This window comes from Maricaulis alexandrii (assembly GCF_005871165.1).
In the GTDB taxonomy this organism is placed as follows: Bacteria; Pseudomonadota; Alphaproteobacteria; order Caulobacterales; family Maricaulaceae; genus Maricaulis; species Maricaulis alexandrii.
Map to the genome: position 1 here is coordinate 87,394 of NZ_SWKP01000011.1, position 17,341 is coordinate 104,734.

General features: G+C 62.2%; 10 protein-coding genes. 3 read left to right on the forward strand and 7 right to left on the reverse strand.

The genetic code is table 11. The annotated features are described in order from the left end of the window. Positions 1-3: 3 nt before the first annotated feature. From gspF to FCS99_RS15680, 6 genes are all read right to left on the reverse strand, one after another. Complete coding sequence (gene gspF / locus FCS99_RS15655; protein WP_138514270.1) at positions 4-1,242, reverse strand: type II secretion system inner membrane protein GspF; 1,239 nt, start codon at positions 1,240-1,242, stop codon at positions 4-6. Continuing rightward, positions 1,229-2,716 carry a type II secretion system ATPase GspE gene (gene gspE / locus FCS99_RS15660; protein WP_138514272.1) on the reverse strand — a complete coding sequence of 496 codons (1,488 nt, stop codon included), beginning with the start codon at positions 2,714-2,716 and terminating at the stop codon, positions 1,229-1,231. The genes gspF and gspE overlap by 14 nt, the downstream gene beginning before the upstream one ends. After that, positions 2,706-4,664, reverse strand: a complete 1,959-nt coding sequence (gene gspD, locus FCS99_RS15665) for a type II secretion system secretin GspD (protein WP_233352872.1) — start codon at positions 4,662-4,664, stop codon at positions 2,706-2,708. The genes gspE and gspD overlap by 11 nt, the downstream gene beginning before the upstream one ends. Then, positions 4,664-5,464, reverse strand: a complete 801-nt coding sequence (locus FCS99_RS15670; protein WP_171036415.1) for a type II secretion system protein N — start codon at positions 5,462-5,464, stop codon at positions 4,664-4,666. Before FCS99_RS15670 ends, gspD begins: the two co-directional genes overlap by 1 nt. A 229-nt stretch (positions 5,465-5,693) precedes the next feature. Further along, a complete protein-coding gene (locus FCS99_RS15675; RefSeq protein ID WP_138514276.1) occupies positions 5,694-8,369 on the reverse strand; it encodes a TonB-dependent receptor domain-containing protein in 2,676 nt (891 codons plus the stop codon). A gap of 70 nt (positions 8,370-8,439) precedes the next feature. Continuing rightward, a complete protein-coding gene (locus FCS99_RS15680; RefSeq protein ID WP_138514277.1) occupies positions 8,440-11,313 on the reverse strand; it encodes a hypothetical protein in 2,874 nt (957 codons plus the stop codon). 567 nt (positions 11,314-11,880) lie between these two features. On the opposite strand from FCS99_RS15680, the gene FCS99_RS15685 reads away from it, so the two are divergent. Next, positions 11,881-13,119 carry a type III PLP-dependent enzyme gene (locus FCS99_RS15685; RefSeq protein WP_138514279.1) on the forward strand — a complete coding sequence of 413 codons (1,239 nt, stop codon included), beginning with the start codon at positions 11,881-11,883 and terminating at the stop codon, positions 13,117-13,119. After that, positions 13,116-14,162 carry a 1,9-bis(guanidino)-5-aza-nonane synthase gene (locus FCS99_RS15690; protein WP_138514281.1) on the forward strand — a complete coding sequence of 349 codons (1,047 nt, stop codon included), beginning with the start codon at positions 13,116-13,118 and terminating at the stop codon, positions 14,160-14,162. Before FCS99_RS15685 ends, FCS99_RS15690 begins: the two co-directional genes overlap by 4 nt. Positions 14,163-14,260: 98 nt before the next feature. Here the strand turns inward: FCS99_RS15690 and FCS99_RS15695 are convergent, their stop codons facing one another. Further along, positions 14,261-15,253, reverse strand: coding sequence for a hypothetical protein (locus tag FCS99_RS15695; protein ID WP_138514283.1), 993 nt, complete (start codon positions 15,251-15,253; stop codon positions 14,261-14,263). A gap of 1,514 nt (positions 15,254-16,767) precedes the next feature. Here FCS99_RS15695 and FCS99_RS15700 point away from each other — a divergent pair. Then, positions 16,768-17,205, forward strand: coding sequence for a hypothetical protein (locus FCS99_RS15700; protein WP_138514285.1), 438 nt, complete (start codon positions 16,768-16,770; stop codon positions 17,203-17,205). Positions 17,206-17,341 lie beyond the last annotated feature (136 nt).

Here is a 17,341-nt window from a genome sequence, read left to right on the forward strand (position 1 = left end):
TCCCTAGCCAAGAGCCAAAGTGTTGAGTTGCAGGATGGGCAGGAGGATGGAGAGCACGATCACCACCACCACACCGCCCAGAACCAGGATGATGCCCGGCTCGAGAAGATTGAGTCCGACGCTCACCGCGCCGTCGATATCCTGTTCCAGCTGATCGGCGGAGCGGCGGAACATCTCGCCCAGCGCCCCGGAGCGTTCCCCGGCCGCGACCATGAACAGCATCAGGGCCGGAAAGACACGGCTGGCCTGGAGCGCATCGGACAGGCCGCGCCCGGTCTCCACATCCGCCTTCACCTTTTCCACCGTCTGCCGGAAGGCCAGATTGCCCGTCGCCCGCGCCGCCGCCTGCAGCGCGTCGGGCAGGACCGATCCCGCCTCGATCAGGATACCCATCGTGCGGGCAAAGCGCGCCGCCTCGACCTGGCGCAGGAAACCGCCCAGCAGCGGCAGGCGCATCATCACGCCGTCAAACCCGGTCCGGACCGATGCCTGGCGCAGGGCCAGCATGGCGCCGATCACCAGCGCCGCCCCGCCCGCCAGCAGAAAGGGCCAGCTCGCCAGGAGACCGGCGGAGAGACTGATCATGATCCGGGTCAGCAGCGGCAGCGCCATCCCCATTCCGGTGAACTGGTCGGCAATCTTCGGCACGACGAAGGTCATCAACAGCATGACCACACCCAGCGCCACGACAGAGAGAACCACCGGATAAACCAGCGCCCCGGTGATGCGGTTTTTCACCGCCTCTTCCTTTTCCAGATAGTCCGCCAGCCGGGCCAGCACGGCCTCCAGCCCGCCGGCCTGTTCCCCGGCCGCGACCATGGCCCGGTAGACCGCCGGGAAGGAGCGCGGATAGGCCTTCATCGCGTCGGACAGGCGTTCGCCCTCGCTGACCCGCGCCCGGACTGCCGACAGGACGCGCTTCATGTGGTGCCGCCCGCCCTGTTCGGCCAGCAGGCCCAGGGTCTCGGCAATCGGCATGCCGGCCCCGATCAGGCTCGACATCTGGCGCGTCACCAGCATCAGTTCGCGGCCGGACAGGTCCTGGGCGCGCAGGCGCTCCATCAGGCTGGCGCCGTCATCCGCCTGCGCGGACATTTTGCGGCCTTCCGCCGAGCGCAGGGCCAGCGGTGCCATTTCCCGGCTGCGCAGTTCGCGCCGGGCGGCGTATTCACTGTCCGCCGTGATCAGGCCCTTCGACTTGCGGCCGCGCGCGTCCAGCGCCTCGTACTCAAAGGCCGGCATCGCGGCCCTCCTCGCGGCTCACCCGCAGGACTTCCGAGAGCGGTGTCGTGCCCGCCAGCACCAGGTCCACCCCGTTCTGGAACAGGGTCTTGCGCCGGGCGAAGGCGTGGCCGGCCATCTCGCTCTCGCGGGCGCCGTCATGGATCTGCTTGCGCAGCCCGTCATCGACCATGACGAGTTCATAGACCCCGGTCCGCCCGTCAAACCCGGTCTGTTTGCACTGCGGACACCCCGTCGGACGATACAGGGTCACATCGCTGCGCCCGGTCAGGCCCAACAGGTCCAGCTCGGCGGCGTCCGGCGTGTAGGCTTCGCGGCAATGCGCGCACAGGCGGCGCACCAGGCGCTGGGCGATGATCGCCGTCAGCGTCGAGGCCAGGAGATAGCTTTCCACCCCCATGTCGCGCAGGCGGGCAATCGCGGCGACAGCGGAATTCGTGTGCACGGTGGACAGGACGAGGTGACCGGTCAGCGAGGCCTGGACAGCGATCTGCGCTGTCTCGCCATCGCGGATCTCGCCGACCATGACGATGTCCGGGTCCTGGCGCAGGATGGCGCGCAGGCCGGCCGCGAAAGTCATGCCGACCTTGGCATTGACCTGGGTCTGGCCAACCCCGTCGATGGCGTATTCCACCGGATCCTCGACGGTGAGGATATTGCGGGTTTCCTCATTGAGCAGGTTCAGCCCGGCATACAGCGTGGTGGTCTTGCCCGCACCGGTCGGACCGGTGACCAGGATGATGCCATTGGGCTGGGCCAGCGCCTTGCGCAGATCGGCCAGCACGCCCTCCGGCATGCCCAGATCCTCCAACCGGAAACGGGCCTGGGAATTGTCCAGCAGACGCAGCACGACCCGTTCGCCATGCCGCGACGGCAGGGTGGAAACACGGACATCCACCGACTGTCCGCCCAGCGTGATCGAGAGTCGGCCATCCTGGGGGATGCGTTTTTCGGCGATATCCAGGCGCGCCATCACCTTGATGCGCGAGACCAGCGGTGCAGCCAGGCGCGGTGAGACCGAGACGGTCTCATGCAGCACACCATCGACGCGATAGCGGATCGAGACGCGGTCCTCGAAGGGTTCGACATGGATGTCCGAGGCGGCGGTTCGCACGGCTTCGGCGATCATGCCATTGATCAGGCGGATGATCGGCGCGTCGGAGGCACTGTCGAGCAGATCCTCGGTGCGCGGCATTTCATCGATCAACCGGCTCAGGCTTTCGCCCGCCTCATGATCCGCCGTCTCGGTATCCGCCCCCAGCGCGTCATAGGCATAGATGTCCGACAGCGCCTTGTCGAAAGCGGCCGGATCGCACTGGACCACGGGATGGCTGGCACCGACGACGCGGCGCACATCCATCAGGCCCAGCCGGTCGCCATCACTGCGCAGCAGGAAGGCCGGACTGTCTCCGGGCCGGAAGGCAACGCCCTTGCGGCGCGCAAAGGCGTAGGGGACAGGGGTCTCACTCGCCATTCGCGGTGTCACCCTGCGACGTCTCCGTCATCATCATCTCGACAATGGATTCCAGCGAGCTTGTGCCCGTCTCCGAGCCCTGGATCTGCTGGTTGCGGATATAGTCATAGCGATTGCTGGTGACGGCCCGCATGTCCGCCTCGTCGCGGATGATGGTCGGGCGGATGAAGACCATGAGATTGGTGCGACGGGTTTCCGTGCCCTCGGAACGGAAAAGACGGCCCACGCCCGGCACCCGCGACAGGCCCGGCACGCCGGACGTGGTGTCATTCTCGTCCTGCTGGATCAGCCCGCCCAACACGATGATCTCGCCATTGTCGGCCAGCACGGTCGTGTTGACCGAGCGCTTGTTGGTGATCAGGTCGGAACTGCCGGCGGTCACGGCCCCGGCCACGGAAGAGACTTCCTGTTCGATCAGGAGGCGCACCGTATTGCCCTCGGTGATCTGCGGCCGCACGACCAGGCGCACCCCCACTTCCTGACGGTCGACCGTGCGGAAGGGGTTGGAATTGTCGGCGCTGAGCACTTCGCCCGTGGTCACCGGGATTTCCTGGCCCGACAGGAAGGAGGCTTCCTCATTGTCCAGCGCCAGGATGGACGGCGTCGCCAGGACATCGGAATTCACATCGCTTTCGACCGCGTTGAGCACCAGGCCGAACAAATTGCCATTGCCGTTCTGACCGCCAAAGCCCAGCGTGCCACCGGAGGCATTCAGCAGGGAGTTCAGCGCCGCCGTGCGCAGGGTCTCGTTGAAGGAACTCTCATCATCGCCCGGCGAGGCGATCGCCCCGGTCAGGGCCAGCAGGTCCGGCGTGTTGGAGCCGAAGCGGGTCATCGCCAGCGGCGCATCGCCCTCACCCCCGGCCAGCAGCATCTGCACGCCCAGCTCCTGGGCCACCGTGTCGGACATTTCCACGATGATGCCCTCGACCAGGACTTGCGGGCGGCGCGTATCGAGCTGGCGGATGACCAGTTCCAGTTCGCGCTGCACATCCGGATCAGCATTGATCACCAGGGCATTGCTGGGCGCGTGATAGGACACCGACGGACGGCGCGATTGCGTATCGTCCTCGGTCAGGCTTTCCACCACCTGTTCCAGGATCGGCAGGAGATCCTCGCCATCGGCGTGATTGAGATGGATCACGCGGAAGCCCTGGCTGGACCGGCTGACACCGTCCACGCGGCGGATCAGGGCGACCATGTCCGACACGGACTGGCGATTGCCCCGCAGCACGATCGTGTTGGAGGCCGGGATCGGGGCCAGGGTGACATTGAAGACCGTGTCGTCCTCACCGGCCGAATTGCGCGTGCGCATCGTCTGCAGGATGCGTGTCATTTCGGCGGCGGAGACATTGGACAGCTCGACCATTTCCACCACGGACGTATCGCGGTCCAGATCCCGCAGGACCTGGCGGATACGGCTGACATTCTCGGCATAGTCGACAATCACCAGGGCCTGGCCGTCCTCGGCAGCGTTCACGAAACCGGTCTGGGAGACCATCGGGCGCACCACGCCCAGCGCATCGCGCGTGCCGGCATGGTTCAACCGCACCACGGCGGTGACATACTGGTCGCCGCGAACATCGGAATTGACCGGGCTGGACGTACGGGCGCCCGCCTGTTCCGGCACGATCTGATAGGCGCCGGACGCGGTCGGCACGACCGCAAACCCGTGTACCCGCATGGTCGACAGGAAGACCTGGAAATACTGCTCCGGCGAGAGCGGCGTCTGCGAGGTGATGGTCACCCGGCCGCGCACATTCGGATCGACGATGAAGGTATAGCCGGTGACAGCGGACACATCATCGATCACGGCCTGGATCTCGGCCTGGTTGAAATTGACCACCTGGTCCTGGGCCTGCGCCGGCAGGCTGACGGTCACGGCCGGCACGAGCGCCAGGGCCAGCGCCAGCATCGGCGCAGTCAGGTGTCGGAGAAAATCACGCATCAGGGCAGTTCCACTTGCACACTGAGGGGCAGGCCGCCCCGGTTGATGGTCAGCGCGACGCGGTCTTCCCCCCGCAGCCGGGCAAATTCGGCACCCAGATCGGAAATCTCCGAGACCGGGCGGTCATTGATGGCGGTCAATACATCCCCGTTGCGCACGCCCAGGGCGGCCAGAACGGTCGGGCTGCCCTCGCTGACGCGATAGCCGGTCACCCGACCCGCTTCGCGCACAGGTTCGGCCCGAAACAGGCCGGCAATCATTTCGCCCCCATTGGCGGCAGGCGCCGTGGTCTCGGTGCGACGCGAGACAGCGCGGCCGGCCCCGCCATCCTCATCGCGCAGATAGAGGGACTCGATGACACCGCGGCGCTCGATCAGGACATGGTCGACATGCACTTCATCCAGCCTCACACCGTCCAGAATGCTCTGTCCGGCGGCGAAGAAGCGCTGGCGATTGTCCGGGGTCTGGATGATGGCGCCACCGCTGTCCGGCGTGGCGCCGCGGCGGATGCCGCGAAGCGTCAGGTTGAGCTGGGTTTCCTGCACGCTCGACCGGTCGGCCTCGGCTGGGGCCGCGCCCAGGCGCCGGTCGGCAAACAGGTCGGTTTCACGCAGGCGGGACAGATCGGCGACATAGGCCGGGGCCCGAACAGCCAGGCGATTGCCACTGGCATCCTGCTGGAAATCAGCCGCGCTGGCGCCAAAGGCGATGAGCCAGATCAGACGGGCAAGAATGAAGGTGAGACCGGCCAGGAGGGCGAGCTCGGCCAGGCGGACACCCAGCCGCACGGACCGCGGCACGGATGCGTTCCCCGGCTGCTTGGCCGTCATTGTCCGTGCCTGCGTCATTGACCCGCTTGTCCGCCCTAATTGAAAACCGATGACATTCAACCCTAGAGAGAGCGTTAGTACCATCAGTAACAGGCTGTGCGATACACTCGGCCTACGTCAGTTTTGCGACGTTTCGGGAATATTCGTGTGACGATTTCAACGGGGCGGACCGAAAGGCCCGCCCCGTCGCAGTATCGTCTTACCAAGAGCGGCTGATGGAGACGCTGAAGGAGGTGCCGACATCATAGGTGTCGACCGGCAGCACCACATCGCCATCGCTCTGGGTGGCTTCGTAATCATCGCCGAGAATGTTGCGGACCGAGAAACCGAAATCCCAGTCGGCATTGGCGACTTCAACCGTGCGGCTGTAGACGAAGTCCAGCGAGCTCGGGACCTGCTCGACGATCTCCGGGAGATTGTCGGACAGGTTGGCCACGGCGCGCGAACGCTCACCCGTATAGTTGTAGAGCAGTGCCCCGCGAGCCCGGCCGTCGAAGGTTTCGAAACCGACCTGCACGTTGAACAAGTGCTCCGACTGCCCCTGCAGCGCCCGGCCATCCTGGATGAAGCCGGCCGCATTCAGCTCGAGAGCCAGCGGATTGCCGAAGGCACCCTGGGCCACCGTAACCGTGCCATCCGCGGAGACTTCCGACTGGATATAGGTGTAGTTCGTCTTGATGAACCACTCACGGTCATTGAAGAAGGGCTGGTCCCAGCGACCGGAGAGATCGAACACTTTTTCGTATTCGAACTCGGCACCCGTCAGCGTCGCTTCCGGAGCGTTGATGAAGGATGTGTTCAGGCCGTCACCGATCGGGATGATGAATTCCTCGATCGGATTGTCCAGGATCTTGTGGAACAGGCCGACGGTCACAAACTCCTCACGCCCGAAGTAATACTCCAGACGGGCATCGAAGCTCTCGATCTCGGTGTTCACAAGGAACGGGTTGCCCTGGAAGCGCTGGTCCGTTTCGGTGTTGAAGAACTCGGCGAATGCCAGCTCGCGGAATTGCGGGCGGGTGATCGACTGGGAGTAACCGGTACGGAGCTGCAGGTTATCGGCAAACGTCCAGGTCAGGGTCACGGCCGGCAGGAAGTAGTCTTCCTTGAGCTGAGTCTCGATCTGGCCGCTGTCGGCTGCATTGGCCGGGAAAGCATAGGTGTCGACACTTTGCTGTCCGCTTTCATAACGGCCACCAATCGCGGCGCGCACGAAAGGCGTCAGCTGGGCATCAACACCGGCATAGGCGGCTTCCACCTGCAATTCACCCGCATAGGCTTCCGGGAAGGTCAGACCGCCCGTTTCCACCAGACGCAGGCGGCTGTCGGTGATGTTCTGGTTCGCAAAGATGTAGTCGATGCGGGAGAACAGAAGATCCGCCGGAATGCCTTCGGAACCCTGTTCGAAGGAGAAGCGGCGCGTATAGGCGTCGCGTTCGCGCAGGGTGTAGGAATAACCACCGGACAGTTCGACATCGACGTCACCCAGGGTCAGCGGATAGGCGAGATCAAAGCCGCGGTCGCGGGTATTGTCCTCGATTTCCGAGAAACGGGTGAAGTTGTCGTTGATGTCGCCTTCATAACGATAGGTCTGAAGGGCATCTTCGTACTGGTAGTTCACGAAGCGCTGGTATGGCGCGTCACGCGTGGCCGTCGCGTCGGAAATCCGCCAGTCAAGGGACAGGTCGCCGAGGCCTTCGAACACGTGCTCGCCGGAGAGCTGGTTGAAGATCACCTGACGCTCGAACCATTCGGTGTAGTCACCGCGAACAACGGCGGAAGAACCGGCGTTGAACTGTTCTTCGGAACGCGCGCCCTTGGTGGTCGAACGCAGCACCATGCTCAGGAAGTTGATTTCGTGGTCGTTGTACCAGTCAACGCCCACCGAGATCATGCCCGAGGCTTCGATCGTGTTTTCGGTCGACAGATAGTTGTCGATGCCTTCGCCAAGCGGCGCGAGGCCGGAGCGGTCCGCGGTCACCGGGCCGTTCTCGTAGACGAGACCATTGGAGCCGATGGAGCCCTTGCCGCGCTGACCCTGACGGGTCTCCCACGAATTGTCGTAGGAGAAGGCGCCGAGAACGCCGAGCGAGAAGCTGTCGAAATCGAAACGCTCACCGGCTTCCACTGCGATGTCGCCATTGGCGTCGACATCCACATTCTGAAGCACCCAGAGTTCCGAATTCACCAGCGAGCGGCCAATGGCCTGCTGCTGGTCGGCAGGCAGGTTGTTGCCGACGCGGGTCGTGTCGAACACGGCAGCCAGCTCCGCCGGCATGTCACGCAGACCGTCGTCATAGCCGAGCCAGTCCGTGTCGGACCCATCATAGGTCAGACCCCGATTGCCCGTCGTGACCGTGTCGAAACTGCCGCCCACGGAAACCGTCAGGAAACGGTCGTCCGGCAGGGTCGAGGTTTCGATACCGATCACACCACCGCCGAACTCACCCGGGAATTGCGGGGAGAAGGTCTTCTGGACGAGCACATTCGAGAGAATGTTGGTCGGCAGAATGTCCAGCGGCGCGGCCCGGCGGAACGGTTCCGGCGACGGCATCGGCGAGCCGTTGAGCAGCGTGTTGGAGTAACGTTCATTGAGGCCGCGGACGACGACAAACTTGCCGCCCGTGCTCGACAGACCGGTCACCCGGACCAGGGCCGCAGCCAGGTCGGAGTCGCCGGTGGTTTCCAGATCGTCGATCGAGAGGGCCGCAGAGACTTCCGAAGTGACGCGACGGTCATCCGGAATGTACTGGAAGCGGACCTGGATCACGTCTTCGGGTTCGGAGGTCGGAGCGTCCTGCGCGAAGGCGGCTACCGGAACAAGCGTCGTGGACGCCAGCAACGCAGCCGAGAGCGCGATTCGATTGGTTTTCATCCTAATCACCATGTGACTGCATTCAAAACGAAGTCCTGGCCGGCCTGGGCCGGCCAGGGGCTCGGTTGCGTTACTGGGTGCGACGGAAGGTCCAGCCCTGGTACCAGGTGTCGTTCGCGTCCTCGACGGCGCCGACATAGGTGGTGGGGGTGAACCAGCTGTCGATGGCGTTCACGTCCGTGACCGTGGTGGCCAGTTCCGTGGCGCTCGGCACGACACCGCTATTGCCCGGGATGAAGGCAAAGCCGGACATGCCGTTGGTGGCGCTGTCGACATTGTTGATCATGGTGTTGTTGAACCAGTCGGCCACATCCACCAGATCGTTGGCACCATCGTCAGCGAAGTTCTCCGTACAGTTGAAGAACACCGACTGGACGATCAGGTCTTCATCGGCCGGACGGCCATTGTTGAAGGTGATGCCGTCGAAGGTCGCGTCGTCATCGATGTCCAGGCACTGCTCGCCCATGTCGACCACGATGCCGTTGTAGAACTCACCGGCGGTACCGGCGCGCAGCAGCATGCCGTCATCCGATTCCGCGGCACCACGTTCACCGATGATGGTGAAGTTGGCGATACGCGGGTTGGAGCGCGGCGTCAGGTCGTTGTTCGAGGAACGGTTGTCGAACTCGAAGCCCTGGTCGGCATCATCGCCCGACTGGGCCACGATCACGAACTGGGCGCGGCCGATCCAGCCATCGGTGTAGTCGAAGCTGTCATCAGCATTGCCGGTCAGGACCACGTGGCGAACATCGACGGTACCGCCGAACATCTCGATGCCGTCATCGGCATTGTTGTGGACCTGGATGTAATCGACTTCCGTACCGGATCCGATGCCCTGGAAGGCGATGCCGTTAAGCTCGTCTTCATTGTTGATCAGGAAGCCGGCATAGCGGACCTGCGTGTAGAAGAGATTGCCGGTGTCGTCGTCGACCGTGGCGCCGCCGAACAGGCCGGAAGAGCCCTCGCCCGACTTTTCGCAATCCACGGTGCCGCCGGTGGCCGTACCGTCGATACAGGCATTGATCGGCGCGCGGCCGTTCAGCACCAGACCGCCCCATTGACCCCGGTCATTGGCACCCACCGTGCCTTCGACGTCCGAGCGGGCCGTCATGACGACCGGCGAGGTTGCTGTACCGTTGGAGTTGATGGTCGAGCCACGGGCCACGACGATATAGTCGGAACCGGCGGTGCCGAAGATGGTGACACCCGGATCGATCGTCAGGCTGGCTTCGATGCCGGACGGCAGCGGGCTGGCCGGATCGGGGCCGCGGTCCACACCGACGAAGACCGGACCGACCAGCTCGTAGATCGAGCCGCGGGTCAGACGAACGTCAGAGGTGATGTTGCCGGTGATCTGGCAGATGCGGGAGCCGTTGATGGTCTCGGCGCTCTCGGTCGTGCCGGCCGGACAGCCCGGATCCTCGAACAGGTCGAAGGTCCAGCCCGCCGCCCAGTTGGAGGCGCTCGTTTCGGACGGCGAGAAGGCACCGACGAAGCTCGTGGCGTCAAAATAGCTGTCGATGGCGTTGACGTCGGTGACGGTCGTGGCCAGTTCCTGCGGGCCCGGGAAGACCCCGGCCATGGAATTGGTCGCACTGTCGACATTGTTGATCATGGTGTTGTTGAACCAGTCGGCCACATCCACCAGATCGTCGGCACCGTCATCGGCGAAGTTTTCGGTACAATTAAAGAAGACCGACTGGACGATCAGCGCTTCGGAGGCCGGGCGGCCATTGTTGAAGGTGATGCCGTCGAAGGTCGCGTCGTCGTCAATGTCCAGGCACTGCTCGCCCATGTCGACCACGATGCCGTTGTAGAACTCACCGGCGGTACCGGCGCGCAGCAGCATGCCGTCGTCGGATTCGGCTGCATTGCGCTCACCAATGATGGTGAAGTTGGAGATCATCGGGTTGGAGCGCGGCGTCAGGTCGTTGTTCGAGGAGCGGTTGTCGAACTCGAAGCCCTGGTCGGCATCGTCGCCGGACTGGCGGACCAGCACGTATTGGGCGCGGCCGACCCAGCCATCCGTGTAGTCGAAGCTGTCATCGGCATTGCCGGTCAGCACGACGTGGTTCACGTCAACAGCGCCACCGAACATCTCGATGCCGTCATCGGCATTGTTGTGGACCTGGATGTAGTCGACTTCCGTGCCATTACCGACACCCTGGAAGGCGATACCATTCAGCTCGTCTTCATTGTTGATCAGGAAGCCGGCATAGCGGACCTGGACATAGCGCAGGATGCCGCTGTCATCGGCCGGATTGTCGCCACCGAACAGGCCGGAAGAGCCTTCGCCGGACTTTTCACAATCGGCGGAACCGCCAACGGCCGTGCCATCGATACAGGCATTGATCGGCGCGCGGCCATTGATGATCACGCCGCCCCACTGGCCCCGGTCGTTCTCACCGACCGTGCCTTCGATGTCGGAGCGCGAGGTGAAGACGATCGGGCTGTCGGCCGTGCCGACGGCCTCGATGCGCGAGCCGCGGGCGACCACGATATAGTCGGAGCCTTCCGAACCGAACAGCGTGGCACCGGCGCCGATTTCCAGCGTCACCGGCGTGCCGCCGGCGGACAGGTTGCCATCCTTCTGGGCCACGGCACCGTCGTCCAGACCGATGAAGGTCGGGCCGGTGATGATCACGCCGGCATTGGCCGGGATCACCGTGTCCTGGGTGATGTTGCCGGTGATCTCACAGGCATTGATCGTGATGTCGCCATTCGTGACGGACGTTTCGCGGACCGAACCCGTGCCGCAGCCACCGGCCGGGATCAGATCGATCGTGGTCTGGCTTCCGCCACCACCACCGCCGCCGCCACCACCGGGAGGCGTGCCCAGGTCTTCATTACCCGGGGAGGAGATGGACGTATCTGCGCACGCCGCGAAAAAGGCGCACGCGGTGGTCACAAGCAGGAGCTCGCGAAAGTTTTTCTTCACCGACATTGAAGACCCCCAAAAGGATTGAATCTCGACTACGGCGGCCCGGCGGATCCGGACCTGACCGCATGGCGGGGGGATAAACATCAGCTTTGTAACGCTTGAATGACATCCGCCTGAGCCCACAGGCGAATTCATGCCGTCGCCGGACACCAGTCCTGGGGGTCACGCCGGTCAGGGCCGACTATATGCAGGCTGTACAAGGGTTTTCGCGCCTGAACTGTTTCGGGTATTCCCGAAGCATTGTACTTTGAATTTTTTGCGACAACTCGGAATGTGACACTTCTTTTACAGAATTCACGCCCGTCCTCGCGATAATGATTGAATTGCGAGTCAAGACCAGACGGTCCGTGGACAGATCAATATTTGCACGCCTTGAAATCCGGGCCCGTCCTGACCACACTGGGGTCGCGTTTCGCAACCGGAGGCATCCCATGATGAGCCCCTCCCCGACTATGTGCACCGCACAAAAAATTCCCGCTTTACACAGCGCTTATGTGACTTTAATTGCGCTTCTCCCGGCGGAGGCGACGATGCCGGATTGGGTTAACTGCCAACAGGGGGTCACGTGAGTTGCACACGTACCATACTCCCCTGGACCTGGTCCGTTCACGGCACGTAGAAAATCCGGTCGTCTGCGCACGTCCGGATCGTGTCGAACACGCGAGCCACTGGTTCCAGGACAATTTTCCGGGCGAAGTCCTCTACGCCGTCAAAGCCAATCCGAGCCCCTGGATTCTCCAGACGCTCCACAAGGCCGGCACGCGCTTCTTCGACGTCGCATCGATTCCTGAAATCAAGCTGGTGACCGAGCATTGCCCCGGCGCCCGCATGGCCTTTCTGCATCCGGTCAAAAGCCGCGAGAGCATTCGCCGCGCCTATTATGAATTCGGCGTGCGCATCTTTGCCCTCGACTGCGAAGCCGAGCTGCAGAAAATCGTCGAGGAAACGAACTACGCCAAGGATGTGACCTTCATCGTCCGCCTGGCCGTGTCCAATGACGGCGCGATCTTCTCGCTGGCCGGCAAGTTCGGCGTGCCCGCCTATGAGGCGGCGGAGCTGATCCGCAAGGCGCGCTCTCATGCCGACGAGCTGGGGGTCAGCTTCCATGTCGGCTCGCAATGCATGCAGCCCTCGGCCTATCGCTCCGCCATGCTGGAAGCCTCTCGCCTGATCGTTCAGGCCGGGGTGACCGTGGACATTGTCGATGTCGGCGGCGGCTTTCCTTCCATCTATCCGGGCATGACCCCGCCGCCGCTCGATGAGTACATCACGGCGATCGAGGATGCCTTCGAGGAGATGATGGTGCTGGAGAATGCCGATCTGTGGTGTGAACCCGGCCGCGCCCTCGTCGCCGAGTGCGAGAGCCTGCTGACCCGGGTCGAACTGGTGAAGGGCGATGCCCTCTACCTGAATGACGGCGCCTATGGCCGCCTGTTCGATGCCGCCCACGCCAAATGGCCCTTCCCGGTGCGCCTGCACCGCGCCAAGGGCGAGCCCGGCGAGACCACCGCCTCTTTCCGCCTGTTCGGCCCGACCTGCGATTCGATGGATGCCATTCCCGGCCCGTTCGAACTGCCGGCGGACATTGCCGAGGGCGACATCATCGAGATCGGCATGCTCGGCGCCTATGGCACCGCGCTGGCCACGGACTTCAACGGTTTCGGAACCGTCGAACGCGTCACGGTTGAGGATATGCCCTGGCCGTCTATGTTCGAGGTCCAACCCGATCAGGCGGACGACACGGAATCGACCGTCATTTCCTTTGCGCGCGCCCGGCGCCGCCGCCCCAGACTTAGGAGACGTGCATGAGCGAGACCTCGAACCGCAAGGCCGAGCTGCTCTCTTCCCCGATCGAGCATATCGACATCACGGCCTTTGACGGCCGCCAGATGATCGACAGCTGGGAGAAGATGTCCTTCACCTCGCGTGACGCGGCCCGCGCCGCCCGCATCCTGCAAGCCGCTGTCGCGGATCCGGACTGCTCGGTCATCCTGACCCTGGCCGGTTCCACCTCGGCCGGCGGCTGCATGCATGTCTGGCGTGACATGGTCCGTCACAACATGGTCGACGCCATCGTCTCCACCGGTGCCTCCATCGTGGACATGGACTTCTTCGAGGCCATGGGCTTCAAGCATTACCAGGCACGGGAAATCCCCGACGACCGGGTGCTGCGCGATCTTTATATCGACCGCATCTACGACACCTATATCGACGAGGAAGAACTCCAGGCCTGCGACCACGCCACGCTGGAAATCGCCGACATGCTCGAGCCGGGACCGCGCTCCTCGCGCTCCTACATCAAGGCGATGGGCAAATGGCTGGCCGACGGCAATGCCAAGAAGCCCGGCTCCCTCGTGCAGGAATGCTATGAGCACGGCGTGCCGATCTTCTGCCCGGCCTTCTCCGACTGTTCCGCCGGCTTCGGCCTGGTGAAGCACCAGGTCCAGCGCATGAAGGAAAACAAGCCCTACCTGTCCATCGACAGCGTGGCCGATTTCCGCGAGCTGACCGAGATCAAGATCAAGGCCGGCACGACGGGCCTGTTCATGGTCGGCGGCGGCGTGCCGAAGAACTTCGCCCAGGACACCGTGGTCTGCGCGGAAATCCTCGGCGAGGACGTTCCGATGCACGCCTACGCCGTCCAGATCACCGTCGCCGACGTCCGCGACGGCGCCTGCTCCTCCTCCACGCTCAAGGAAGCCTGCTCCTGGGGCAAGGTCGACGTCGCCCTGGAACAAATGGTCTTCGCCGAAGCGAGCACCGTCGCCCCGGTCATCGTCTCCGACGTCTACCACCGCAAGGCCTGGGAAAAGCGTCCCCGTCACCGCTATGGCGACATGTTCCAGGACTGAGGTTCTGGGAAATGGGAATGAAAGAAGCCCCGGTGCAGAGCGCCGGGGCTTTTTTTCCAACAAATCTACACAGCTTCAGAGAGGCATATTCAGGAAGCCTAGTCCACCCGCCGCCCCTGCAAATACGCACCCAATACTGGCCTCTCAGATCTGTTTGCAAGGAATTTATCTATCTCTGAAGATAGCTTTTTCTTTGTTTTCGCAGGGAGATTTTTATGTCGATCAACAATTTTTTCAATTAGCAACTTAACCTCATCATTTGACAGCGAACTTTTGTACAAATCATTCAGCAGATTTCTATCAATAAGTTTTTGGAAAAGAATACTCTTGCGCTTAAATATTGCCCCAATATCAACCTGGGACGACTCCAAATATTTATAACGGTCTCGCTGTCGTAGATAGCTTTCATATGCGTTTTTTTCTCCCCGTAGCCAGCGCTCTGAAATACGCCGATGAAAACTGACCGACCTCTTTATATCGCGAAGAACTTTTTCAGTAACATCTAGCAAATCGGTCTTATCACAACTCTGCAAAAAATTTCGCGACTCCGCTTTCCAGTCCCATCCAGAATATAAAACTTCATTATTATCTATATATAGAAGTTCATTTTTGTCATTTCCCCAACTGACCTGGACAGAAGGCTTTATCACTTCATAGTGTAGTTGATAATTACGGCAATCTCTAACAAATGCGTGCTTCCCCTTGTTACGCCCAATAAGTCGAAAAACTGCTTTATTGTAAGCAACGCTTTCGGATAACCCCGCCACTTTTCGCACTCTCCGACACACATCCAAATAGGTAGCATAAAGAGAAGTGAAATTGAGGAAGTACGTAGCCGCCTGCAGCTGAGATGCTTCATAGAGGGGCCGCGTCGTGTCTAAGAAAATCATAGAGGCCGCCATAGCCGAGCGAGCAGAGCTTAAGTCAACTAATGACCGCTCCATAGCTTCATACAAAAACTCAAGATTATGAATGAACCCTACAGTCTTATGGTAGGGGCATAGACGAATAGCGTACCGCCACTGCTCGTCCGACAGTTCGGACACTAAGATCGCGAAATGCTCGTCGTCGCCAGTCTCGTAACTAGACATGTGCGACCCCAGGAGGAATGCAATACTCAGCTTTCTGAGCTCATCCCTGCTTTGGTGTACTGAAAACGAATGACGAGAATTGAATCTTTTGGTCCAATCTAATTGCTCCTTGGGATCGCTCCCCCTGCACAAAAAATCCCTCAATTCGAACTTGTGCAAAAATAAGAACCCCGCAAGGGACCTAAACTCCTTGTGCGGGCGATCCGCATCTAAAAGTGCGACCATAATTGCGTCCCATTTAAATTGAGGTCAGCCTAAACAGCAGGAAGCCGTCTATACAACCCAGGGGATTTACCTTTCACAACGGGTGAACGTGCATCTCAGCGCAACGGCTGAGAGCTTAACCAAAATCACGTGCCAGCCAGCAGGCCGTATCCGGTTCTCAAGCTCAAGGGTGGAACCGTGGAACGGCGCCGCAGGCGCCCTTGACCTTGAGAACCGGATACGGCGTCGTCCCGGCAAGTGATCCAGGGGCCGGTCTGCGCTGAGGCGCGTCACATCACTCCTTTGTCATCCCGGCCGGATGCCCCCGACTTGATCGGGGGCGCAGAGCCGGGACCCATACACGCGGAACAAGCCCGAAAGCAGACTCCGCCGTCTATCCAGGCTGGATTCACACCGGGATTATGGGTCCCGGATTGGAGTTTATCCCTGCGAAAGCAGGGGCCCGGCCTGCGCCGGGCATCCGTCCGGGATGACAAAAGGGGATCACCCTCCTTCCCCTTGACGGGGACGGAGGAGCCTAAGGACAGTCCGGGGGACTGTCCGACGTGACGACGCCGCGAAGCGGGCGGAAGGGGTGAAACGCAAAGCGTTGAGTCTTCCTTGGTCACCCACTCCACCATTGCTGCGCAATGGTCCCCCTCGCCCATCAAGGGCGAGGACCTTTCGCCCCTTCTTCCCACCGGGGAGACGGTTGCCGATGGCCGGATGAGGGGCGGCGCGTGAACGCACACAAGAATTATCCTCCCCCTTGATGGGGGCTGAGGAGCTCAAGGACAGTCCGGGGGACTGTTCGGCGCGACAAAGGCCGGGCGCATGCCCGGCGGAGGGGGTGGGGGCGAGGTCTATCCCGTGGACACCGGGATTCACCCCTTCCGTCCGGCAGTCGCCGGACACCTTCCCCATCAAGGGGAAGGATAGTCATTACCTTATCCCCACCCCCCAAACCTGTGCCTAGACTTCCCCCGTCCTCGCACCACTCGAGGCCCGGTCCGGTCGACCGGGGGTGTGAGGAGGACGGAGCTTGTCCGGGTGTGCCGGGTTGACCACGGCGCATTCTGGCAGGGCCATCGGCCAGGACGGACGGCACTAAGCCTCGACCGTCGCGGTACCCGGCCGGTTTCGGAGCAGCGCCCCAAAGGGCGTTGGACAAATCTCCGTGTGCGGGGTGTCTGTCGATGCCACTCACAAACTCACAAAGATCGGCTTCGGCCGGCCCCCGCACGCCTCATCCCGCCAGGTGGCACCACCGTGGCGATCCTTCCCCTGTCCCCTTTGCAAAGGAGAGCGCCATGCGTCCCCGCAATCACCAGCCTCATCGCCGCCAGCCCGGTTCGCGGCCCCATTGGTCCGGGATCAAGGTCGATACCCCCGACACGTTGTCGCGCTTCGGCGTGCGGCCGGAAGTGATGGCCCGCTTCCTGGACAGTGTCACACCGGAAACGGTCGCCCGCGGCACCCTCTCCACGGCCCAGCTCGCCCTGATGGACAAGAAGCCCCGGGAAGCCGAGCGCTACCAGATCATGACCCTGCGCTTCATCAAGATCGCCGAAGGTCTGGAGAGTTTGCGCGAGGCGCGCGAAGACCGGGACGCCAAGCAGACCCTTTTGGGCGACTATCTGGAGGAACTCCACAAAGCGATCGATGAGCATGAAGCGGCGGAAGCGGCCAAGAGAGGGCAGCGCGCAACCGGATGTCCCCCGGACGAAGATCCGGGAAAATGGCGATAGCGGGACGCCCCTCCTTCTCCCCTCGCGGGAGAAGCAACTATGTCGTTTGCATTTCTGATTGCCATGGTGTTTGGCGTTTCAGGACGAGGTTTGCAGCCTCGATGAGCTTTCGCATGACGGCGACGTTGACGAGTTT